Origin of the sequence: Actinocorallia sp. B10E7 (genome assembly GCF_039871655.1) — a bacterium.
GTDB lineage: Bacteria > Actinomycetota > Actinomycetes > Streptosporangiales > Streptosporangiaceae > Actinocorallia.
The window spans coordinates 571604-593625 of record NZ_JBDPLZ010000002.1; the positions used below are offsets into that span (position 1 = coordinate 571604).

A 22022-nucleotide genomic window follows, 5' to 3' on the forward strand; every position below is an offset into this window, starting at 1 on the left:
TCCGCCCAGCTCCAATGGGCGGAGACGGGCCCGCCTCACGCGGTGCCCTCGACCGGTCTAGGGCTCGCCGGGGCTCACCACCTCGAGGGGCACGTTGTAGGTGCCCGGGGTGGAGCTCTCACCCAGGAGTTCGAAAGCGCCTTGCTGGATGGTGGCGCTGCCCGGGCAGAGGAAGCTGCCGGAGGACTTGGTGATCGTGATGCCGGTCATGTCGACCTGGGCCTGGTTGTTGGTCGTGACCGGGCGGTTGATGTTGGCCGCGTTGTACCCCTTCGCCGAGGCGGTGCCGCCGTAGGTGCAGCTGACGTTGATGCCGAAGATGGTCACCGTCGCCTGCACTTTGAAGCCGTTGAGGGTGACGGTCCCGTCGTGGACGGTTCCGGTGGTGCGGGTGACGGTGCCGCTCCACGGCAGGAGGAAGGTGATCGACGACGCGATGCCCGAGCAGCCGCCGACCGTGGCGGAGGTGATGTTCAGCGGGTCGCCGTCGGAGTCGACGTTGCCGAGGAGGGTCGCCGAGGTGCAGGTGGTGGTGCCGCCTCCGTTGACCACCAGATCCTCGATCAGGTTGGCCTTGACGTTGCCGGAGTAGAGGGAGTGGGGGCTGGTGTCCGTCCGGTGGATCTCGGTACCGGCGGCGTACGCGGGGGCGCCCATCGCGGTGAGGGTGAGGGCCGCGGCCCCCGTGAGCGCCAGCAGTTGCCTGGTGTGTGGCATTTACAGCTCCTTTGTCTGATTTCAATGCCACCGCGAAGGTAAGCAGGTACTGATGAAGCGTCAACATCTCGATGGCCGTCGCGCATGGCCGGTTTGTGACACACATCACTTGGTTGTCACTCGCTGTTGAAATGGCGCTCCGTCGCTCTCGGTGGCCGGTTTGTGACATATGACACTTCCTGGCCTGGTGAAAGACGGTGCGATGGCGAAAGGAGGGTGGGGGGAAGATCACCTTTTCGTCTACTCTGGAACGCGGCAGGCCTGCCTCCGCCCATGTCGGGTGGGCGGAGACAGGCCTGCTCCCTTTCACGGCCTCATCGCGGCCGTCCGGGAGGTCAGGGGCCGGCGGTGAGAGTGCCTCCGTAGTCGCAGGTGATGCCGCCGAAGATGTCCACCAGAGCGCTCACCCGGAAGCCGACCATGGTGAGGCCAGGGCGAGCGTAGCCACGGTCGTGAGGCCGGTGATGGCCGCAAGACGCTTGGCGATGGACATTGACAATCCGTTCACTGTGGTTGATGTCACAGTGAAGGTAAGCAGTGACCAGGAGGTCGTCAATATAAGTAAGCAAACGGGTGTTTGGCCAGAATGTGACACACGTTACGTGGTTTTAACTTCATGTTCCAGGAGAAAAGTGAGGGTCATGGCGACGGAAGACCGTCGCCATGACCCCGAGCACCCGCTCTCAGCCGATCAGGTGAAGGGGAACAGGCGCTGGCCGCGCTCGATCCCGATGACCTGCATCACGGCGTTGATCAGCGCCAGATGGGTGAAGGCCTGGGGGAAATTGCCCAGGTGGCGGCCGGTGTGCGCGTCGATCTCCTCGGCGTACAGATGCAGGTGCGAGGCGTACGACAACAGCTTGTGGCAGAGGGTCTTGGCGCGTTCGGTCTCGCCGATGGTCACCAGCGCCGACACCAGCCAGAACGAGCAGATGGTGAAGGTCCCCTCCTCGGAGGCGAACCCGTCGTCGGTCTCCTCCGCGCGGTAGCGCAGCACCAGGTCGTCCTCGGTGAGCTCCTCGGCGATCGCCAGCACCGTCTCGCGGACCCGCTTGTCCTCCGCGGGCAGGAAGCCCAGCAGCGGGATCAGCAGGACCGAGGCGTCCAGCGACTTGGAGCCGTAGTGGGCGGTGAACACGCCCCGCTCGTCCACCGCGTTGGCCAGCACGTCGTCGCGGATCGCGTCGGCCGCCGCCTGCCAGCGCTCGGCGCGGCCCGTCTCGTCGGCCCCGCGCAGCCGGGCCAGCCGGGCGCCGCGGTCGGCGGCCAGCCAGCAGAACACCTTGGAGGAGGTGAAGTGCTGGGGCGCGCCGCGCACCTCCCACATGCCGCAGTCGGGCTCGCGCCAGTGCAGCAGCGCCTCCTCGACCTGGGTGACCACGATCTTCCACAGCCTGTCGTCCAGCCGGTCGCGCTTGCGCACGAACAGGTAGATCGAGCTGATGATCGCGCCCCAGACGTCGTGCTGGGCCTGGGTGTAGGCGCCGTTGCCGATCCGGACCGGTCTGGCGTTGTCGTAGCCGCCCAGATGGTCGAGCGTGGACTCCGGAAGCTCGGATCTGCCGTCTATCCCGTACATGATCTGGAGCCTGCCGTCGGACTCCTCCGCCACATCGGTGATGAAGTGGAAGAAGTCGTTGGCCTCCCAGTCGTAGCCGAGGGTGTAGAACGCCCACAGCGTCATCGTGGAGTCGCGGATCCAGGTGTAGCGGTAGTCCCAGTTGCGGTCCCCGCCGGGGGCCTCGGGCAGCGAGGTCGTCGCCGCCGCGGCCACCGCGCCGGTGTTGGCGTAGGTCAGCCCCTTGAGGGTGAGGGCGCTGCGCTGGAGGTAGGACCGCCAGGGGTGGTCGGGGAAGTCGCCCCGGTCCAGCCAGTGCTGCCAGTGGTGGATGGTCCAGCGCAGGCGCTTCTGCGCCTCCTTGAGGTTCTGCGGGGCGCCGTGGGTGCTCCACGACAGCGCCACGAACCGGGACTCGCCCTCCTTCAGCAGGGTCCGGCTGGTGGCCAGCGACCCCTCGAAGCCGACGTTCATGTCGGTGGTGAGGTGCAGGTCGAGCCCGCCTCCGGAGGCCACCGCCTGGTGGTAGCCCTGCCCGGTGTACTCCCACAGGGCGGGGTGGCGGCCGTAGTCGAACACCGGCATGCAGTCCATGCGGACCTGGACGTTGCCGTTGACGCACTTGACGATCCGCAGCAGGACGTGGTCGGCGTCGTAGTCCGTGGGCGCGCGCCGGTAGGACTGGGACCGTTCCGTTTCATGGTGCCAGGGGCCCATGAGCAGGGCGTCCGTCACCACCAGCCAGCCGCCCCTGGTCCACCAGGTGGTCTCCATCACCATGGTCCCGGGGATGTACCGCTGGGCGGCGGGCACTTCGACGCCCGCCGGCCCTATGCGGAAATAACCGGCGTCACGGTCCAGAAGTGAACCGAAGACGCTCGGCGAGTCCATCGACGGCAGGCAGAGCCACTCCACGTTCCCGTTCGGCGCCATCAGCGCCGTTGTCTCGCAGTCGGAGAGGAATCCGAAGTCCGCGATGGGCGCGAAAGGCTCGCTGCCAGGCCCCAGGGCCCCACGACGACGCACGGCCTCACCCCCCTCGTACCTTGCTTCCCCGGTTTTCACGGGCTAGCACGCTCCAATCCAGTGTGAAAAGAACGCAAAGTTATTGGAACAAGACTATTGGAATAGACCACGGAACCCACCCTGACCAGCGAGTTTGCTCTCTGGTTGAATGGGGCGACGGGGCCTGAACTGGGCAACGGGTACAGTCCACGCCCAAAGGGTGGAAGGGAGCTGGCCGTGCCGAAGTTCGTTTACGACTTCACAGAAGGCAACAAAGACCTCAAAGATCTGCTGGGCGGAAAAGGTGCAAATCTTTCCGAGATGACGAATCTGGGGCTTCCGGTACCTCCGGGGTTCACCATCACCACGCAGGCGTGCCGCCACTACCTGACCGAGGGCGCCGTGCCCACCGGTCTGGCGGAGGAGATCACCGAGCACCTCACCGCGCTCGAGGGCACCATGGGCAAACGGCTCGGCCAGGCGGACGACCCGCTCCTGGTCAGCGTACGTTCCGGTGCCAAATTTTCGATGCCCGGCATGATGGACACCGTCCTGAACATCGGGCTGAACGACGAGTCCGTGCTGGGCCTCGCCGCCCAGGCCGGCAACGAGCGCTTCGCCTGGGATTCCTACCGCCGCCTGATCCAGATGTTCGGCAAGACCGTCCTGGGCGTGGACGGCGAGCTGTTCGAGGACGCCCTCGAGGAGCTCAAGCACGCCAAGGGCACCACCGACGACCTGGACCTGACCGCGGCCGACTTCCAGAAGCTGGTCGGCACCTTCAAGGGCATCGTGCGCGAGCGGACCGGCCGGGAGTTCCCGACCGACCCGCGCGAGCAGATGGACCTGGCGATCAAGGCGGTCTTCGACTCCTGGAACTCCGACCGCGCCATCCTCTACCGCCGCCAGGAGCGCATCCCCGCCGACCTGGGCACCGCGGTGAACGTGTGCTCCATGGTCTTCGGAAACCTGGGCATGGACTCCGGCACCGGTGTGGCCTTCACCCGCGACCCCGCCAGCGGCCAGCAGGGCGTCTACGGCGACTACCTGCAGAACGCCCAGGGCGAGGACGTCGTGGCGGGCATCCGCAACACCGTCCCGCTCGCGGACCTCGAGCAGATCAACAAGCCGGTCTACGACCAGCTGCTGTCGATCATGGAGACGCTGGAGAACCACTACCTCGACCTGTGCGACATCGAGTTCACGGTCGAGCGCGGCAAGCTGTGGATGCTGCAGACCCGGGTGGGCAAGCGCACCGCCGCCGCGGCGTTCCGCATCGCCTGCCAGCTCGCCGACCAGGGCCTGATCGACCTGGACGAGGCGATCCACCGGGTCAACGGCGACCAGCTCGCCCAGCTGATGTTCCCCCGCTTCGACGCCGACGCGCCCAAGACGCAGATCGCCAAGGGCATGAACGCCTCGCCGGGCGCGGCCGTCGGCAAGGCCGTGTTCTCGTCCGAGGCCGCGGTGGAGGCCGCGGCCAGGGGCGAGAAGGTGATCCTGGTGCGCAGGGAGACCAACCCCGACGACCTCACCGGCATGATCGCCGCCCAGGGCATCCTCACCTCGCGCGGCGGCAAGACCTCGCACGCCGCCGTCGTCGCCCGCGGCATGGGCAAGACCTGCGTCTGCGGCGCGGAGGAGCTCGACGTCGACGTCAAGGCCCGGCGCCTGAAGGCCGGCGAGGTGGTCGTGCAGGAGGGTGACGTCCTCTCCATCGACGGCACCACCGGCGCCGTCTACCTGGGCGAGGTCCCCGTCAGCGCCTCCCCGGTGGTGCGGTACTTCGAGGGCGAGCTGGCCGCCGCGGACGGCGACGAGCTGGTCCAGTCGGTGGACCGGCTGATGGCGCACGCCGACACCGCGGCCCGCCTGTCGGTGCGGGCCAACGCCGACACCCCCGAGGACGCCGGGCGGGCGCGCCGCTTCGGCGCCACGGGCATCGGCCTGTGCCGCACCGAGCACATGTTCCTCGGCGACCGGCGGCAGCTGGTGGAGGACCTGATCCTGGCCACCTCCGACGCCGAGCGCGAGGCGGCCCTGGAGGCGCTCGCACCGCTGCAGAAGCAGGACTTCCACGGCATCCTCAAGGCTATGGACGGGCTGCCCGTCACGATCCGGCTGATCGACCCGCCGCTGCACGAGTTCCTCCCGGATCTGACGGAGCTTTCGGTCAAGGTGGCCCTCGCAGGGGCCGACGCGTCCGACAAGGACCGTCAGTTGCTGGAGGCGGTCCACCGCCTCCACGAACAGAACCCTATGCTCGGTCTGCGTGGGGTGAGGCTGGGTCTGGTGATTCCCGGCCTGTTCGCGATGCAGGTGCGGGCCATCGCGGAGGCGGCGGCCCAGCGGCTGTCCGAGGGGGGTGACCCCCGTCCTGAGATCATGATCCCCCTGGTGGGCTCGATTCAGGAACTCGAACACGCCAGGGAAGAGGCCGAACAGGTCCTGCAGTCGGTGGGCGGCGAGGTGAAGGCGCTGATCGGCACCATGATCGAGCTGCCGCGGGCGGCGCTGACCGCCGGGCAGATCGCCGAGGGCGCGGAGTTCTTCTCCTTCGGCACCAACGACCTCACCCAGACGACATGGGGCTTCTCCCGCGACGACGTGGAGGCCTCGTTCTTCAGCCGCTACCTGGAGCTGGGCGTCTTCGGCGTCTCCCCGTTCGAGACGCTGGACCGCGACGGGGTGGGCCGCCTGGTGAAGATCGCCGTCGAGGAGGGCCGCAAGACCCGTCCGGACATCAAGCTGGGCGTCTGCGGCGAGCACGGCGGCGACCCCGAGTCGGTGCACTTCTTCCACGAGGTGGGGCTGGACTACGTGTCCTGCTCGCCCTTCCGAGTACCGGTGGCCCGCCTGGAGGCGGGCCGTGCCGCGGTGGAGACCGACGGGAGCGACAGCCGCTGACCCCGGTCTGAGGGGGGTTCGGCCCGGCGCAAGTCATATCGCGCGTCGGGCCGAACCCGCTGATCTCCGAGTCCGTCTCACCTAGTGTGAGTGCCACGATGGTGACGGAGATGGATGGGCCGCAGACCCGGGACGGACGCGAGGAAGAGGGGGCGGAGCGCCGGGAGGACGGGAAGAGGAGACGGCGTCTGCCGCGTCCGCTGGTGTGGACGGGGCGGTTTCTGTTCGTGGTGATCGCGGTGGTCGTGCTCACCCCGCTGGTCGTGGGGTGGCGGGTCTGGTACGAGGCCAGGCAGGACCACCGGCCGCACTCGGACGCGATCATCGTGCTGGGGGCGGCGCAGTACGACGGGCGGCCCTCGCCCTACTTCGAGTACCGGCTGCGGCACGCCTTCGAGCTCTACCGGGAGGGCGCCGCGCCGAAGATCGTCACCGTGGGCGGGAAGCAGGAGGGGGACCGGGTCACCGAAGCCGCCGCGGGACGGAAATTCCTCGTCGAGCTGGGCGCGCGGGCCGAGGACATCGTGGCGGTGGAGACCGGGCGGGACACTCTGCAGAGCATGATCGCCGTCGGCGGGGTCTACCGGGAGCGGGGCTGGCGGAGCGGCATCGTCGTCACCGACCCGTGGCACAGCCTGCGGTCGAACAAGATGGCGCAGGACAACGGGATCGACGCCGTCTCCTCGCCCACCCGCAGCGGGCCCAGCGTGCAGACGAGGGACACCCAGTTCCAGTCGATCGTCAGGGAGACGGGCGGGTATCTCTACTACGTGTTGCTCGGCCGTAGCCGACACACGATGTGAAAGTCACACGAGTGTCACTTGGGAGTCCTATCCTCTGGAGATGAACGGCTACTCCTCACAGGACATCGAACGCTGGGCGGACGAACCGCCCAAGCGCCGTGACCGGACGGCCTTCGAGCGGGACCGAGCCCGGGTGCTGCACAGCGCGGCCCTGCGCAGGCTCTCGTCCAAGACGCAGGTCGGCGACCCCGGCCAGAACGACTTCCAGCGCACCCGGCTGACCCACTCCCTGGAGTGCGGCCAGGTCGGCCGGGAGCTCGGCAAGTCCCTGGGCTGCGATCCGGACCTGGTGGAGACCGCCTGCCTGGCGCACGACCTGGGGCACCCGCCGTTCGGCCACAACGGCGAGAAGGCGCTGGACCTCTTCGCCGCCGAGTGCGGCGGGTTCGAGGGCAACGCCCAGAGCCTGCGGCTGCTCACCCGCTTGGAGCACAAGTCGTTCGCCTCCGACGGCCGCAGCGTCGGGCTGAACCTCACCCGGGCCGCGCTCGACGCGACCATGAAGTACCCCTGGCGCAAGCGGGAGAACCCGGCCAAATACGGCGTCTACGACGATGATCTCGAAGTGGCGCTGTGGATCAGGCGGGACGCCCCGGTGGGCCGCGCCTGCTTCGAGGCCCAGGTCATGGACTGGTCCGACGACGTGGCCTACTCCGTCCACGACCTGGAGGACGCCCTGGTCACCGGCACGGTCGATCTCGGCATGCTGGCCGACCCGATGCTGCGCCGCGACGTGTGCGAGGTGGCCGCCAAGATGTACGGGCCCGCCGACGTGGCCGAGCTGGAGGAGCGCTTCGGGGTCCTGCTGGCCCAGCCGTTCTGGCCCCGGATGATCGACAACACCGCCAGCAGCTACGCGGCGCTGAAGAACCTCACCAGCTGGCTGATCGGCAGGTTCTGCCTGGGCGCCGAGGAGGCCACCCGCGAGGCCTACGGGCCGGGGCCGCTGACCCGGTACGCGGCCGACCTGATCGTCCCCGTCCCGGTGCGCCAGGAGGTGGCGCTGCTCAAGGCGATCACCGCGCACTACGTGTGGGTCAGCTACGAGCACAGCCGGGCCCGCCAGCGCGAGGTGATCGCCGAGCTGGCCGGGGCGATCGCGGCGGGCGCGCCCGAGACCCTCGACCCGATGTTCCGCTGGGCCTACGCCGACGCCGCCGACGCCCCGGCCCGCCTGCGGGTGGTGGTCGACCAGGTCGCCTCGCTCACCGACATCAGCGCCCTGGCCTGGCACTCCCGTCTCACGCGTTGACAGGCCGGTTCCTCCCGGGGCGATTGGACACCGCCGGTAAGGGGTCATAAGAAGGAGAAGGAAGGCGCGCACGGACGGACGGGGAGGTCCTCATGGCCGCGCTCGAATCCCATGTGATCATCGGCGCCGGGCCGGCCGGCGCGAAGGCCGCGGAGACCCTTCGGGAGGAGGGGTTCACCGGCGGCGTCCTGCTGGTCGGCAAGGAGCCCGAACGCCCCTACGAGCGGCCGCCGCTGAGCAAGAAGGTGCTGCTCGGGCAGGCTGATCCGGAGTCGGTCTACCTCCACGAGGAGTCCTGGTACCGGGACCGTGACATCACCCTGCTGACCGACACCGCCGCCACGGCGCTGGACCGCGAGGCCCGCAAGGTGAGCCTGGCGGACGGCAGCGAGCTGCGGTACGACCGGCTGCTGCTGGCCACGGGGTCCTCGCCCCGGCGGCTGCGGGTGCCCGGCACGGCCCTGGACGGCGTGCGCACCCTGCGGACCCTCGCCGACGCCCGGGCCCTGCACGGCCTGCTGCGCGGCGGGGACCGGAGGGTGGTCGTGGTGGGGGCCGGCTGGATCGGCCTGGAGGTCGCCGCCGCGGCCCGCCAGTACGGCAACCGCGTCACCCTCGTGGAGGCCGAGGCGACCCCGCTGTACTGCCCGCTCGGCCCGGAGGCGGGAAAGATCTTCGCCGACCTGCACCGGAGCAAGGGCGTGGAGTGCGTCTTCGAGGACGGCCTGTTCGCGATCCGGGGCGAGGGCTCGGTCGACCACGTCCTGACCTCGCGCGGCGTGGAACTGCCCGCCGACCTGGTGGTCCTCGCCGTCGGGGTCGTCCCGGAGGACGGGCTGGCCCGCGCCGCCGGGCTCAGGACCGACAACGGGGTGGTCGTCGACTCGGCCCTGCGCACCGAGGACCCGCGGATCTTCGCCGCGGGGGACGTCGCCTGCTTCTACCACCCGCTGTACCGCCGCCATCTGCGCGTCGAGCACTGGGCCAACGCCCTGGGCAGCGGGTCGGCCGCCGCCCGCTCGATGCTCGGCCGCAACGTCTCCTACGACCGGATCCCCTACTACTTCACCGACCAGTACGAGCTCAGCATGGAGTTCTCCGGCCACGCCGACCCCGGCTCCTACGACCGCGTCGTGGTCCGGGGCGACGTCTCGTCCGGCGCCTACCTGGTCTTCTGGCTGTCGGGCGACCATCTCGTGGCCGCGATGAGCGTCAACACCTGGGAGGTCACCGACATCCTCCAGTTCCTCATCCGCTCCGGCACCCCGGTCGACCCGGACGCCCTGTCGGAGCCGCGCCGCCCGCTGGCCGGGCTCATCGCGGGCTGACCGGGAGGCGTCAGGGGGCGGGGACGGAGGTCTCCCAGGTGCTGGTGAAGGCATGGAGGGTGATGTAGAGGTTGGGAGCCTCGTGCGGAGGCCGGGCGGATCTCAGGTGATGAGGGTGTCCGCGGTGGTGAGGAGGCGCCGGAGGGCGGCGGAGTCGGGGGCGTGGGCGTTGGCGAAGGTGCCGCCGGAGGCCAGGGGGAGGAGGGCCAGGCCCGGTTCGGTGTGGGTGACGGACGGGCCCGTGCGGACGAGGGAGCCGACGGCCTTGGCGGAGCCCAGGACGGCGCGGCTTCGGGAGGTGGGGTCGGCGCGGAGTTCGTGGCGCAGGACGGGGTGGCCCGCGCGGGCGATGTCGATGCGGCTGGTGTGCAGGCCGGGTTCCTCGCCATGGCGGCCCAGGACCAGCTCTTCCAGCCAGCGCAGGGTGCCGGACGGGCCTAGGGTCACGCGGGTGAGGGCGCGGTGGCGGCAGCCTCGGACGGCGACGGTCGGTTCGGGGGCGAAGTCCAGGTGGCCGTCGACCTCGGCGGTGATGGTGTAGGTGGACTCGCCGTCGCCGGGCATCGCGAGGGCCGTCGCCACGGAGCGGATCGTCAGAGAGGCGCCCTCGGCGACCCGGATGTCCAGGTGGAGGCGGTCACCGCCCAGGGGGCCGGCGGCCGCTCCCACCAGGTAGACGCCGTCGGGGGTCTCGCGGAGGGCGATGGGGCCGTCGGAGCGCAGGCGGGTGAGGCGGGTGCGGCCGTGCGGGCCGGGCTCGGCCGTGACGGCGGCGTGGGCTGTGTAGCCGCGTCCCATTCGGCGGTCTCCTCGGGCGGGAAGCGCGTGCGGCGCCGTGGCCGGTGCCGCACGCGGCGGGTCAGTGGTGCAGGAACTCGTGGACGGAGGCGCGGACCCAGTCGGCGATCTTCGGCACGTCCGGTTCCTCGCGGATAGAGCTGAAGATCACCGGGCGGCCCTCGCGGACCTTCGCCGAGTCGCGTTCCATGACGCCCAGGTCCGCGCCGACGAGCGGGGCCAGGTCGGTCTTGTTGATGACCAGCAGATCGCTGGTGGTGACGCCGGGGCCGCCCTTGCGCGGCACCTTGTCGCCGCCGGAGACGTCCAGCACGAAGATCTGGAGGTCGACCAGGCCCTGGCTGAACGTCGCGGTGAGGTTGTCGCCGCCGCTCTCCACGATGACCAGCTCCAGGTTCCCGTGCCGCTCCTCCAGGTCCTCCACGGCGTCGAGGTTGGCCGAGATGTCGTCGCGGATCGCGGTGTGCGGGCAGCAGCCGGTGCGCACCGCCATGATCCGCTCGTCGTCGAGCACCGCGTTGCGGCGCAGGAAGTCGGCGTCCTCGGTGGTGTAGATGTCGTTGGTGACGACGGCGAGGTCCAGTTCGTCCTTCAGCACCTTGCACAGGGCGGCCGTCAGCGCGGTCTTGCCGCTGCCGACAGGTCCGCCGATGCCCAGCCGCATCGGCCGCCCGTGCTTCGGCGCGGCGTGGTGCCGGTCCGGGCCGTGGTATGCGCCCATCGTCCTGATCTCCCTCTTTCGTGTTAAGACTCGAACAGCCGCAGGTCGGCCCGCAGATGCTCCTCCGCCCACAGGTCCAGCACGGGCGCCGAGACCGCGGGCAGTTCCGCCCAGTCCTTCTCCGCGTGCGCGGCCGCCTCCCGCGCGACCTCGTCCACGTCCCCCGCCAGCTCCGCCAGGGCCCGCTGCACGGCCATCGGGTCAAGGCCGAGCAGCCGCACCGCCGCCGACGCCGGGCCGGTCACCGCGCCGTAGGCCGCGACGGACGCCGCGTCGAGCGGCGCGCACCCGATCACGTGCGCGGCGGCGCCGAGCACCAGCGGGTGGTGAGGGGCGCGTGGTGCTCCGGGCGGGACGGACACCCGCAGCCCGTCCAGCACCGGGTGCGGCCAGGTCGCGCGCGCCGCCCGCAGCAGGGACTTGCCCTGCGCGCGGGAGGCCGTGCGCTGCGCGGGTGACGGGGTGCGCGCGTCGGCCTCGGCGTCCAGGCCGGGCCAATCCGCGCCGCTGGGGGCGTGCGCGCAGGCGGCGGCGGCCAGCGCGGCCGCCACGAGCCCCGCGGTGTGCAGCCTGCCGTGCAGGAAGTCCGCCAGATCCGTGACCGATGCCACGGCCCCCGCGGTGACGGCGGGCTCCAGGCCGCCCGAGTGGGCGTGGCCTCCGGCGGGCAGCCGGGAGTCCGCCAGCATCAGCAGGTGCGCGCGCATCAGAACAGGAAGTAGCGCTGGGCCATCGGCAGCGAGGCGACCGGCGCGGGCTCGATCTCCTCGCCGTCGATCTTCACCGTGAACGTGTCGGGATCGACCTCGATGCGGGGCAGCGCGTCGTTCAGCGGGAGGTCCGCCTTGCCCAGCCCGCGGGTGTTCTTCACCGGGACGAGGGAGCGCCGGACGTCGATCTTCGAGGCGAGGCCGTCCTCGATCGCGGCCTCGGACGTGAAGTGCACCGAGGTGGCCGCCGCGACGGCCGGGGCCGCGCCGAACATCGGCCGGGGCAGGACCGGCTGCGGCGTGGGGATCGAGGCGTTGGCGTCGCCCATCTGCGCCCAGGCGATCATCCCGCCCTTGAGCACGACGGAGGGGCGGACCCCGAAGAAGCCTGGGTCCCACAGCACCAGGTCGGCGAGCTTGCCGGTCTCGACCGAGCCGACCTCGCCGTCCAGGCCGTGCGCGATCGCCGGGTTGATCGTGTACTTGGCGACGTAGCGGCGGGCCCGCAGGTTGTCGGCGGGGCCCTCCAGCGCGCCGCGGCGGGCCTTCATGGCGTGGGCGGTCTGCCAGGTGCGGATGACGGTCTCGCCGATGCGGCCCATCGCCTGGGAGTCCGAGCCGATGATCGAGATCGCGCCCAGGTCGTGCAGGACGTCCTCGGCCGCCATCGTCGTCGGCCGGATCCGGGACTCGGCGAACGCCAGGTCCTCGGGCACCGACGCGCTGAGGTGGTGGCAGACCATCAGCATGTCGAGGTGCTCGTCGAGGGTGTTGACGGTGTGCGGCCTGGTCGGGTTGGTCGACGACGGCAGCACGTTCGGGTGCGCGGCCACGGTGATGATGTCCGGGGCGTGCCCGCCGCCCGCGCCCTCGGTGTGGTAGGCGTGGATGGACCGGCCGGCGATCGCGCCGAGCGTCGACTCGACGTATCCGGCCTCGTTGAGGGTGTCGGAGTGCAGCGCCGCCTGGACGCCCGAGGCGTCGCAGACCCGCAGGCAGGCGTCGATCGCCGCGGGCGTGGTGCCCCAGTCCTCGTGCAGCTTGAAGCCCGACGCCCCGGCTCTGAGCTGCTCCCACAGGGCGGCCTCGGAGACGGTGTTGCCCTTGCCGAGCAGCGCCACGTTCACCGGCCAGGAGTCCATCGCCTCCAGCATCCGGTGCAGGTACCAGGCGCCGGTGACGGTGGTGGCCTTGGTGCCCTCGGCCGGGCCGGTGCCGCCGCCGATGAGGGTGGTGACGCCCGCGCCGAGCGCCTCCTCGATGAGCTGCGGGCAGATGAAGTGCACGTGGGAGTCCACCGCGCCCGCGGTGAGGATCTTGCCGTTGCCGGCCAGGATCTCGGTGGACGGGCCGATCACCAGATCCGGGTGGACGCCGTCCATGATGTCGGGGTTGCCGGCCTTGCCGATGGCCGTGATCCGGCCGTCCCGCACCCCGACGTCGGCCTTGACGACGCCCCAGTGGTCCAGGATCACCACACCGGTGATCACCAGGTCGGGGGCGCCCTCGGCGCGGGTGGCGCGGGCCTGTCCCATCGACTCGCGGATGACCTTGCCGCCGCCGAACACCGCCTCGTCCCCGGCCCCGGCGCCGCGCGCCAGGTCCTCGGTCACCTCGATGAACAGGTCGGTGTCGGCCAGCCGGATCCGGTCTCCGACGGTCGGGCCGTACAGCGCGGCGTAGCGCGCGCGTGAGATCTCAGCCATCAAGGCCTCCTTCAAGGCGCAGCCCCGGGACGACCCGGGCCCCGGCCAGCGGCACCAGGTCGACGTCGCGGGCCATGCCGGGCTCGAACCGCACGGCCGTCCCCGCCGGAACGTCCAGCCGGTACCCCCGCGCGGCCTCCCGGTCGAAGCTCAGAGCCGGGTTGGCCTGGGCGAAGTGATAGTGCGAGCCGACCTGCACGGGCCGGTCCCCGGTGTTCTCCACGGTCAGCGTCAGCCGCTCACGCCCCGGGTTGAGCTCCACCGGCTCCGGGCCGACGATGATCTGCCCCGGTGTGAACCCGCCCCCGGCGCTCTCCACGGAACCCCCGCTCACGGGATCGGCCTGTGGACGGTGACGAGCTTGGTGCCGTCCGGGAAGGTCGCCTCGATCTGCACCGAGTCGAGCAGCTCCGCAATGCCCTCCATGACGTCCTCGCGCGCCAGCACGGTCCGGCCGGACTCCATGAGCTCGGCGACGGTCCGCCCGTCCCGCGCCCCTTCCAGAACATGGACCGCGATGATCGCGGTCGCTTCGGGATGGTTCAGCAGCAGCCCCCGCGCCCGGCGCTCGCGCGCCACCTGCGCGGCCACGTGGATGAGCAGCCGTTCCTGCTCGTGAGGAGAGATCAGCACGCCGTGACGTTAACCCAGCTCAACGCGGTTTTATTCATTTGAATTGCCGAATTAACGACTATTTAACGGGTTCTGTCGGAGGCCGCGGCGGAGAGTTCGGCGGAAAGGGAGGCGGCCAGGTTCAGGCCGGGGCGGACCAGGGACTCCAGGGCGCGGGCGCCGGCGGAGGGTGGGGCCAGGCGGAGGGCGGTGTCGCGCAGGCGGGTGAGCGGCGGGCGGTGCCAGTGGGCGGCCCGGCCGATCCTGCGGGAGTTGAGCTGGACCCCGCGGACGCGGGAGTGCCGGGCCGCCCGGTAGCGGTCGGCGGCGCCGTCCGGGCCCGGACGCAGCGCTTCGGGCAGGGCGGCGGCGTCCTCGATGGCCATCGCGGCGCCCTGGCCCTGGTTCGGGGTCATCGCGTGGGCCGCGTCGCCGAGCAGGAGGATCCGGCCGCGCCCCCAGACGGGGCGGTCGAGCTCGAGCAGGTCGTGGTGCAGCGGCGGGACGCCGGGCAGGGCGGACAGCAGCGCGCCGGGGACGCCCTCGAAGCCGGCGAACGCCTCGCCGAAGCCGTCGGGCCAGGAGAGGGCGGGGGAGCGGGGCGGGGCGGCCAGCACGAGGAAGTAGTAGGCGCGCCCGCCGTTCAGGGGGACGACGCCGACGCGCGCCCGGCCTCCCCACGCCTCGACCGCCGCGTCTCCGCAGTCGAAGTCGATGATGCCGCGCCAGCACGTCGTGCCGCTGTAGCGCAGAGGTCTCGGGCCGTAGAGCGCTTCGCGGGCCGCCGAGCGCAGCCCGTCCGCGCCGACGACCAGGTCGAACCGCTCCGCGCCTCGTCCCCAGTCCGCCGTGACGCCGCCCGGTGTCTCCTCCACGTTCCGCACCGGGTGGCCGAAGACGGTCACGACGTCCGAGGGGAGCGCTTCGGCCAGGGCTTCGTGCAGGTCGGTCCGGGCGAAGGCGAGGGTCGGGCCGAACCGCTCCTCGAGCGCGGCCGTGTCCAGGGAGGTCAGGAGGGCGCCCGCGGCGGTGCGCACCTCGTTGCGGGGAAGACGCCGTCCGAGCCCGTCCAGGCCGACGCCGAGAACGCTCAGGACCCGGAGCGCGTTGGGCGCCAGCACGATCCCCGCGCCCGCCGCCTCGAACCCCGCAGAGCGCTCCACGAGCGTGACCGAGTGCCCCGCCCGTCCCAGCGCGATCGCGGCGGTCAGCCCGCCGATCCCCGCACCCGCGATCAGCACCTTCATCGTCTTTCCCCTCCTCGCGCACCCAGCAGGCGCGTCAGTGAAGAGCGCAGCGTCCGCAGCTGCGCCGGACGGTCGAGCTGCCCGCGCAGCCCGGCCACGAGCACCCCGAAGTAGAGGGCGAAGAACCCCAGGAAGGCCTCCTCGGGATCGAGGTCGCCGATCTCGCCCGTGGACCGCCCCGCCGCGAGCTGTCCGGCCACCCACTGCCGGAAGGTGTGCAGCCGCACGGCGGAGGGGCCTTCGGGGCCGTGCTGGAACAGGGAGCCCGCGAGGACCTGCCGGGAGAGCTCCGGGTCGGCGTCGTAGGCGTCGAACAGCACCGCGCTCACCCCGACCAGCCGCTCCACCACCGCGATCCCGGTGTTGTCCGGCGGGGCGTCCGCCGAGGGGATCACCCCGGCCTCGGTGAGCGCCTTCTCGACCGTCTCGTCGACGAGGGTCTCGGCCAGTGCGGCCATGGTCGGGAAGTGCACGAACACGGTCCCCACCGCCACTCCGGCCGCCGCCGCCACGTCCCGCGCGGTCGCGGCGCCGAACCCCTTCTCCCGGATCACCGCCCGTGCCGCCTCCAGCACGGCCGCCCGGGTGCGCCGCTTGCTCTCCTCGCGCTTGTTCATATTGACTGAGCATACTCATTGAGCATGCTCAGTCAATGGGTTCCGGCGAGGTTCGCGGACAGGGCCGGGGCCGCGACGGGGTTTGTCACGACATGTGACGTGGTGACAGCACAGGGGAACAGGTCAAGGCATGGGGCTCTCTCCGATCGAGGAGGCCGGGGCGTGGCTGCGCGGTTCCCTCGGCAGGCTCTCGTGGATCGTCGCCGTCCGCGCCGGAGCCGTGCTCGTCCTGGCCGTGATGGCGGTCGTCCGTCGTCCGGCGTGGCCGCCGGACACGCTGTGGCTGGTGGCGCTGCTGGCGGCGGGGTTCGGGTCGAGGGTGTTCCTGCGGCACCTGGCGCCCTTCCTCGCGCTGTTCGTCCTCTACTTCGTGCTGAGCGGGCTGGCGGACGACCTCAACCCCACCGTCAACTACACGCCGATGGCCAGTTTCGACCTGTGGCTGACGGGCGGCGGGGAACTGCCGACGCGGTGGCTGCAACGCCACCTGTGGAACGGGCGCCTGAGCTGGTACGACTTCTGCTTCTACCTGCTCTACACCGCGCACTTCGTCATGCCGCTGGTGACCGCGGTGCTGGTCTGGAAGCGGCGGCCACGGCTGTACTGGACCTACGTCGGCGCGATCATGATCCTGTCGTTCGCGGCCTTCGCCACCTACGTCCTGTTCCCCGCGGCCCCGCCGTGGCTGGCGTCGGACCACCGGCACATCCCCCCGATCCACCGGGTCTCCCACGACATCTGGCAGGCCGTGGGGATCGCCGAGCCCGACGCCCTCTACAGCAGGCTCTCCCCCAACCTCGTCGCCGCCGTGCCGTCCCTGCACGCCTCCTACCCGCTCCTGATCATGATCTTCCTGGCCCGGGTGTTCGGCGGGCGGAAGGTCTGGTGGGTCGCGGCCTATCCGGTCTGCCTCTGGATCGGGATCGTCTACATGGGCGAGCACTACGTCTTCGACATCTTCGCGGGCGTCGCCTACACGCTGATCGCCTGCGCGCTCGCCTTCCGCACGGCCGCCCTCGTCTCCCTTCGCCGGGAACACCTCTCCCGGCCTCCTCCCGCCGGTCGTCCGGGTGGCCGGAGGCCTCGGTTCCGGTCGTTAGACTCGCGGACATGGCAGGCCGCATCAGACAAGAAGACATCGCACTGGTGCGGGAGCGGTCGCAGATCGACTCGGTGATCGGTGAGTACCTCCAGCTCGTCAGCGCCGGAGGCGGCAACGTCAAGGGACTGTGCCCCTTCCACGACGAGAAGACGCCGTCGTTCAACATCACGCCCAGCCGGGGGCTGTACTTCTGCCACGGGTGCGGGGTCGGCGGGGACGTCATCAAGTTCGTCCAGGAGATCGAGCACCTGAGCTTCGCCGAGGCGGTGGAGCGGCTCGCGGCCAAGGCCGGACTGCAGCTGCGGTACGAGGAGGGCGGGTACGTCCCGCGCAAGGAGGGCGGCAAACGGGCGCGGCTGATCGAGGCGCACAAGGCGGCGGCGGAGTTCTACGCCGCCCAGCTGGGCACGGCCCAGGCCGAGCCGGGCCGCCGCTTCCTCATGGAGCGGGGCTTCCGCGCCCCCGACGCGGCGCACTTCGGCGTCGGCTACGCGCCCGACGAGTGGGAGGCGCTGGTCCGGCATCTGCGGGGCAAGGGCTTCACCGACCGGGAGATGATCGAGGGCGGCCTGTGCGTCGAGGGGCGGCGCGGGCCGCGCGACAGGTTCCGCGGCCGGCTGGTCTGGCCGATCCGCGACGTCTCCGGCGACGTGATCGGCTTCGGCGCCCGCAGGCTCCTGGACCGCGACGAAGGGCCCAAGTACCTCAACACCCCCGAGACGCCGATCTACCACAAGAGCTCCGTCCTCTACGGGCTCGACCTGGCCAAGAAGGAGATCGGCCGGGCCAGGAAGGCGGTGATCGTCGAGGGGTACACCGACGTCATGGCCTGCCACCTGGCGGGGGAGACCACGGCCATCGCCACCTGCGGCACCTCCTTCGGCGACGAGCACATCAAGGTGCTGCGCCGCATGCTCGTGGACCAGGACGAGGGCCGCGGCGAGGTGATCTTCACCTTCGACGGCGACTCGGCCGGGCAGAAGGCGGCGCTGCGCGCCTTCGAGGCCGACCACAAGTTCGGCAGCCAGACGTTCGTGGCGGTCCAGCCCGACGGGCTCGACCCGTGCGAGCTGCGCGTCCGGCAGGGCGACGCCGCCGTCCGCGACCTCGTCGCCTCCAGGGTGCCATTGTTCGAGTTCGCCATCCGCAGCCGGATCGAGCGCTTCGACCTCGACAACGTCGAGGGGCAGATGAAGGCGCTCGACGCGGTCGCGCCGATCATCGCGGGCATCAGGGACGCGGGCCGCCGCAAGCTGTACGCGGTCAACCTCGACCGCTGGCTCGGCATCATGGACGAGCGGCTGGTGCTGCGCCGCGTCAACGAGCACATGAAGGGCGGCACGCCCTCCCCGCGCGCCGCCGCGCCCCGGGTCGACCCCAACGACCCGTCCGTCGAGCTGGAGCGCGAGCTGCTGAAGATGGCGCTGCAGCGTCCCGCCACGCTCGGCCCCGCCTACGACACCCTGACCCCGGAGGCGTTCTCGCTGCCCGAGCACCGGGCCGTCCACGAGGTGATCATGGCCGGGGGAGGGGCGGCGGGCGCCACCGCCCCGCTGGAGTGGTCGGCGCGGCTGCGGGAACTGGCCCCCGACGAGGAGACCAGGTCACTGCTGACCCGGCTCGGCGTGGAGCCGCCCAAAGCCGACGGGGTTTCGGACGATACTTATTCTCGGGCACTTCTGGCCCGTTTCATGGAACTGCAGCTCACCCGGCAGATATCCGCTCTGAAATCCAAACTCGGGAGGCTGAATCCGGTCTCAGAGGCTGAGGAGTACAACCGCCTCTTCGGTGACCTGGTCGCCCTTGAGCAGCAAAGACGCCGTTTCCGTGACCCGGGGGCACGGGAGTGGTGACCACGCGTAAGTGAATTAGGCCCTGCTATTTCGGTGTGTTCTGAAGCACACTGTTCATGTGGGCCCTTTGGTAATGCCCGGCGAGGCACCGTCGGTCGAGCAGGTGGCCGACCTCGTCGCACGTGGTAGGGAGCGCGGAGGCGTCACCGTCGACGACGTCGCCGCCGCTCTGGATCGCTCTGAACTGCCGGCCGACGCCCTCGAACGCGTCGTCCGCATGCTCGCCGAGCAGGGGGTGGAGGTCCTCGAGTCACGCGCTGACACCGAGGAGATCCAGCGAGCGGAAGAGGGAGACCTCGGCAGGAGGGCGACGCCCACCAGCGACCTGGTCCGGATCTATCTGCGTGAGATCGGCCGTGTCCCGCTGCTGACGGCAGAAGACGAAGTAGAACTCGCCAAATCCATCGAGGCGGGACTGTTCGCCGAAGAGAAGACGGCCAGAGCCGTCATCCTCTCTGCTGCCGAACGGTTCGACCTCGAACAGCTCGCCCGCGACGGGGCGCGCGCCAAACAACGCCTGATCGAGGCCAACCTGCGGCTGGTGGTGTCCATCGCCAAACGGTACGTGGGACGGGGAATGCTCTTCCTGGACCTCATCCAGGAGGGCAACCTCGGCTTGATCAGGGCCGTCGAGAAGTTCGACTACACGAAGGGGTACAAGTTCTCGACCTACGCCACCTGGTGGATCCGGCAGGCGATCACCCGTGCGATCGCCGACCAGGCCAGGACCATCCGCATCCCGGTGCACATGGTGGAGACCATCAACAAGCTGATCAGGGTGCAGCGCCAGCTGCACCAGGACCTCGGCCGCGAGCCGCTGCCCGAGGAGATCGGCGCGGAGATGGGGCTGGCCCCCGACCGGGTGGTGGAGATCCAGAGGATCGCCCAGGAACCGGTCTCGCTGCAGTCGCCGATCGGTGAGGAGGACTCCGACCTCGGCGACTTCATCGAGGACGCCGACGCGGTCGTGCCGATCGAGGCGGCGGCGTTCATCCTGCTCCAGGACCAGCTGGAAGGCATCCTCTCCACCCTGTCGGAGCGCGAACAGCGCATCATCCAGCTGCGCTTCGGGCTGGCCGACGGGCACCCCCGGACGCTCGAGGAGGTCGGCCGGGAGTTCGGGGTCACCAGGGAGCGCATCCGCCAGATCGAGTCCAAGACCCTCGCGAAACTGCGCCATCCGTCCCGGGCGCAGATGCTCCGCGAGTATCTGGACTGACGGGCCGCAGCCCCGGCGCGCGTTCGCGCCCGCCGGGGCGCTACGTCGTCTACGGTGTCTTCATGCTGATCGTAACTACCGACACCATTCCGGGGTATGAGGTCCGGTACGTCCGAGGCGCGGTGTCCGGGGCGGGGATCGCGCACGGCGGGCTCAGCGCAGCGCGTCGGGAGGCGATCGAACGGCTCAAGGCCGACGCCGAGCGGTACGGCTGCAACGCCGTGCTGGGCATGCGCTTCGCCAACTGCGCGATCGGGGACGGCTCGTTCGAGGTGTACGCCTACGGCACCGCGGTGCTGATCGAGCAGTCCCAGGGGGAGCCCGCCAGGGACAGCCAGGTGGCGCAGACGGCGCCTCCGCCGGTCTCGCCTCCGCCGATCACCCCTTCGGGGGGCATGCCGATGGTCGGCCGCAACCTCACCGTGCAGGTCCCGGGCCGCTGACCCGCCGGGTCCGCCGTCAGCGGGAGCGCTCTTCGCGGATGATCTCGACGACGTCCCGGGCGCGGGTGGAGATCGCGCGCAGCTCCCGCAGATACCCCCAGTAGTCCGGATGCGGCCCCTGGAGCAGCCCGGGCGCCAGTTCCAGGCGTTCGGCCAGCACGTCCAGGGCCCGCGCGTGCCGGGGCTCGGGTCCGCCGGGCGCGGCCACGGCCAGGCGCTGGGCGTCCCGGACGGCGAACCTGGCCTGCTCAAGCGGGCGGCCCGGGTCGTGTTCGGCCTCCTCCAGTTCGCCCACCCTGTCGGTGACCGCGCGGGCCCGGCGTTCGGCGTCCTTGAGTTCGGTCCGGGCGGCGGCGAGGCCGCGCGAGACCTCCCGCCACTCCTGGGCCGCGGCGGCCCGCTCGGTCTCGGAGATCCGCTCGAGCGCGCGCTCCAGCGCCTGCGAGATGGCGTCCGGCGCGCCCCGCAGGTCCTGCCAGCAGGCGGCGGAGTAGCGGCGGCGCAGGACGCTCATCGCCTCGTCGACGCGCTCGCGCCGGCCCGCGGCCATCTGCACCCTGGTACGCACGCTGGCCAGGTCGTTGCGGGTCTTCTGCACCGCGACGGCCAGGTTCCGGGCCTCCTCCGCCAGCGCCGCGGCCCGGTCCCGCGCCTCCTCGGCCCTGGCCATCGCCCCCTGCAGGCCCAGCCCGCCCAGACCCGGTGCCGCCAGCTCGGCCAGGAGACCCTGGACGGCCGCCAGGTCGGCGGAGACCTCCCGGGTGCGCATCCCCGCCGCCTCGGCCGCCGAGACCGCCTCCTGGGCCTCCTGGAAGGCCTCACGGGCGGCCCGCAACCGGGGGGCGAGCTGCTCCAGGCGGCCCTCCAGCCGCGCCATCTCCGGAGCGATCGCCGCGGTGACGCCCTCCAGTTCGGAGGAGGACCGCTTCAACGCGGCGGTGGCCGCCTCCAAGGCGCGGCGGGCCGCCTCGTACTCGGCGGGCGTGCGGTCCTCGTCGTCCAGATCGTGGGAGTCGACCACGGTGATGTAGTCCAGGGCCGCGGTGTCCGCGCCGCCTCCGGCCCGCTCGGCCCGTGGCCGGAGCCGGTCGGCGGCCGTCCGGTCCAGGTCGCCCAGCAGCGTCAGCCGACCCGCGAGGTACTTCTGGGCCTGGTCCATCTCGTAGAAGGCCTGGGCGGCGTCCTCCCTGGCCGCCAGAGCGGCGGAACGCGCCTCGGCCGCACGCTGGTCCCGGCGTCCACGGCGGCGGGGATCACCGGATCGGTACACCGGACCTCCTTGAGAACCGTTCTGCCCAGGTTCACAGCCAATCATTTCCCCCCGGGGACGCAAATCCGGCATGACCTTGGGTGATCAGGTGGAACCGATAGCATCGTTCGCACGTCTGTCAGGGCGAATCGTGTCGTGCGGCCCGTCGTCCGGC

19 protein-coding genes are annotated in these 22022 nt (G+C 70.9%); 8 read left to right on the top strand and 11 right to left on the bottom strand.

All coding sequences use genetic code 11. The features are described from left to right. Positions 1-57: 57 nt before the first annotated feature. Positions 58-717 carry a hypothetical protein gene (locus ABGB12_RS07730; RefSeq protein WP_347675575.1) on the bottom strand — a complete coding sequence of 220 codons (660 nt, stop codon included), beginning with the start codon at positions 715-717 and terminating at the stop codon, positions 58-60. A 691-nt stretch (positions 718-1408) separates the two neighbouring features. Beyond that, positions 1409-3301, bottom strand: a complete 1893-nt coding sequence (locus ABGB12_RS07735; RefSeq protein ID WP_347675576.1) for a glycoside hydrolase family 15 protein — start codon at positions 3299-3301, stop codon at positions 1409-1411. Positions 3302-3517: 216 nt separating this feature from the next. Between ABGB12_RS07735 and ppdK the strand changes: the two genes are divergently transcribed. From ppdK to ABGB12_RS07755, 4 genes are all read left to right on the top strand, one after another. Then, positions 3518-6187, top strand: a complete 2670-nt coding sequence (gene ppdK, locus ABGB12_RS07740; RefSeq protein WP_347675577.1) for a pyruvate, phosphate dikinase — start codon at positions 3518-3520, stop codon at positions 6185-6187. A 110-nt stretch (positions 6188-6297) separates the two neighbouring features. Beyond that, positions 6298-6990 carry a YdcF family protein gene (locus ABGB12_RS07745; protein WP_347675578.1) on the top strand — a complete coding sequence of 231 codons (693 nt, stop codon included), beginning with the start codon at positions 6298-6300 and terminating at the stop codon, positions 6988-6990. Between the two features lie 40 nt (positions 6991-7030). Then, positions 7031-8242: a deoxyguanosinetriphosphate triphosphohydrolase gene (locus tag ABGB12_RS07750; protein ID WP_347675579.1), complete on the top strand. Its 1212-nt coding sequence runs from the start codon at positions 7031-7033 to the stop codon at positions 8240-8242. Positions 8243-8334: 92 nt separating this feature from the next. Then, positions 8335-9570: an FAD-dependent oxidoreductase gene (locus tag ABGB12_RS07755; RefSeq protein ID WP_347675580.1), complete on the top strand. Its 1236-nt coding sequence runs from the start codon at positions 8335-8337 to the stop codon at positions 9568-9570. Positions 9571-9672: 102 nt separating this feature from the next. Here the strand turns inward: ABGB12_RS07755 and ABGB12_RS07760 are convergent, their stop codons facing one another. The 8 genes from ABGB12_RS07760 to ABGB12_RS07795 form a co-directional block, all read right to left on the bottom strand. Further along, on the bottom strand, positions 9673-10368 hold the full coding sequence (locus ABGB12_RS07760; protein WP_347675581.1) for an urease accessory protein UreD: 696 nt from the start codon (positions 10366-10368) through the stop codon (positions 9673-9675). 61 nt (positions 10369-10429) lie between these two features. After that, positions 10430-11089 (bottom strand): urease accessory protein UreG, encoded by a 660-nt coding sequence (ureG, locus tag ABGB12_RS07765; protein ID WP_347675582.1) that lies wholly within the window; start codon positions 11087-11089, stop codon positions 10430-10432. A gap of 23 nt (positions 11090-11112) precedes the next feature. Beyond that, entirely contained in the window at positions 11113-11796 is a 684-nt protein-coding gene (locus ABGB12_RS07770; RefSeq protein ID WP_347675583.1) for an urease accessory UreF family protein, read from the bottom strand. Beyond that, a complete protein-coding gene (locus tag ABGB12_RS07775) occupies positions 11796-13505 on the bottom strand; it encodes an urease subunit alpha (protein ID WP_347675584.1) in 1710 nt (569 codons plus the stop codon). Before ABGB12_RS07775 ends, ABGB12_RS07770 begins: the two co-directional genes overlap by 1 nt. Next, entirely contained in the window at positions 13498-13839 is a 342-nt protein-coding gene (locus tag ABGB12_RS07780; RefSeq protein WP_347675585.1) for an urease subunit beta, read from the bottom strand. Before ABGB12_RS07780 ends, ABGB12_RS07775 begins: the two co-directional genes overlap by 8 nt. Next, positions 13836-14138, bottom strand: coding sequence for an urease subunit gamma (locus ABGB12_RS07785; RefSeq protein ID WP_347675586.1), 303 nt, complete (start codon positions 14136-14138; stop codon positions 13836-13838). The genes ABGB12_RS07780 and ABGB12_RS07785 overlap by 4 nt, the downstream gene beginning before the upstream one ends. A gap of 62 nt (positions 14139-14200) precedes the next feature. Then, on the bottom strand, positions 14201-15364 hold the full coding sequence (locus ABGB12_RS07790) for an FAD-dependent monooxygenase (protein WP_347675587.1): 1164 nt from the start codon (positions 15362-15364) through the stop codon (positions 14201-14203). Further along, positions 15361-15981: a TetR/AcrR family transcriptional regulator gene (locus ABGB12_RS07795; protein WP_347675588.1), complete on the bottom strand. Its 621-nt coding sequence runs from the start codon at positions 15979-15981 to the stop codon at positions 15361-15363. Before ABGB12_RS07795 ends, ABGB12_RS07790 begins: the two co-directional genes overlap by 4 nt. 130 nt (positions 15982-16111) lie before the next feature. Between ABGB12_RS07795 and ABGB12_RS07800 the strand changes: the two genes are divergently transcribed. From ABGB12_RS07800 to ABGB12_RS07815, 4 genes are all read left to right on the top strand, one after another. Next, entirely contained in the window at positions 16112-17158 is a 1047-nt protein-coding gene (locus ABGB12_RS07800; RefSeq protein ID WP_347675589.1) for a phosphatase PAP2 family protein, read from the top strand. Continuing rightward, positions 17092-18936, top strand: a complete 1845-nt coding sequence (dnaG, locus tag ABGB12_RS07805) for a DNA primase (protein WP_347675590.1) — start codon at positions 17092-17094, stop codon at positions 18934-18936. The genes ABGB12_RS07800 and dnaG overlap by 67 nt, the downstream gene beginning before the upstream one ends. Positions 18937-19009: 73 nt before the next feature. Next, positions 19010-20155: an RNA polymerase sigma factor RpoD gene (rpoD, locus tag ABGB12_RS07810; RefSeq protein WP_347676106.1), complete on the top strand. Its 1146-nt coding sequence runs from the start codon at positions 19010-19012 to the stop codon at positions 20153-20155. Positions 20156-20217: 62 nt separating this feature from the next. Next, positions 20218-20598 (top strand): heavy metal-binding domain-containing protein, encoded by a 381-nt coding sequence (locus tag ABGB12_RS07815; RefSeq protein ID WP_347675591.1) that lies wholly within the window; start codon positions 20218-20220, stop codon positions 20596-20598. Between the two features lie 16 nt (positions 20599-20614). Here ABGB12_RS07815 and ABGB12_RS07820 read toward each other — a convergent pair whose 3' ends face one another. Continuing rightward, complete coding sequence (locus ABGB12_RS07820; protein ID WP_347675592.1) at positions 20615-21868, bottom strand: molecular chaperone DnaJ; 1254 nt, start codon at positions 21866-21868, stop codon at positions 20615-20617. Between the last annotated feature and the right edge of the window lie 154 nt (positions 21869-22022).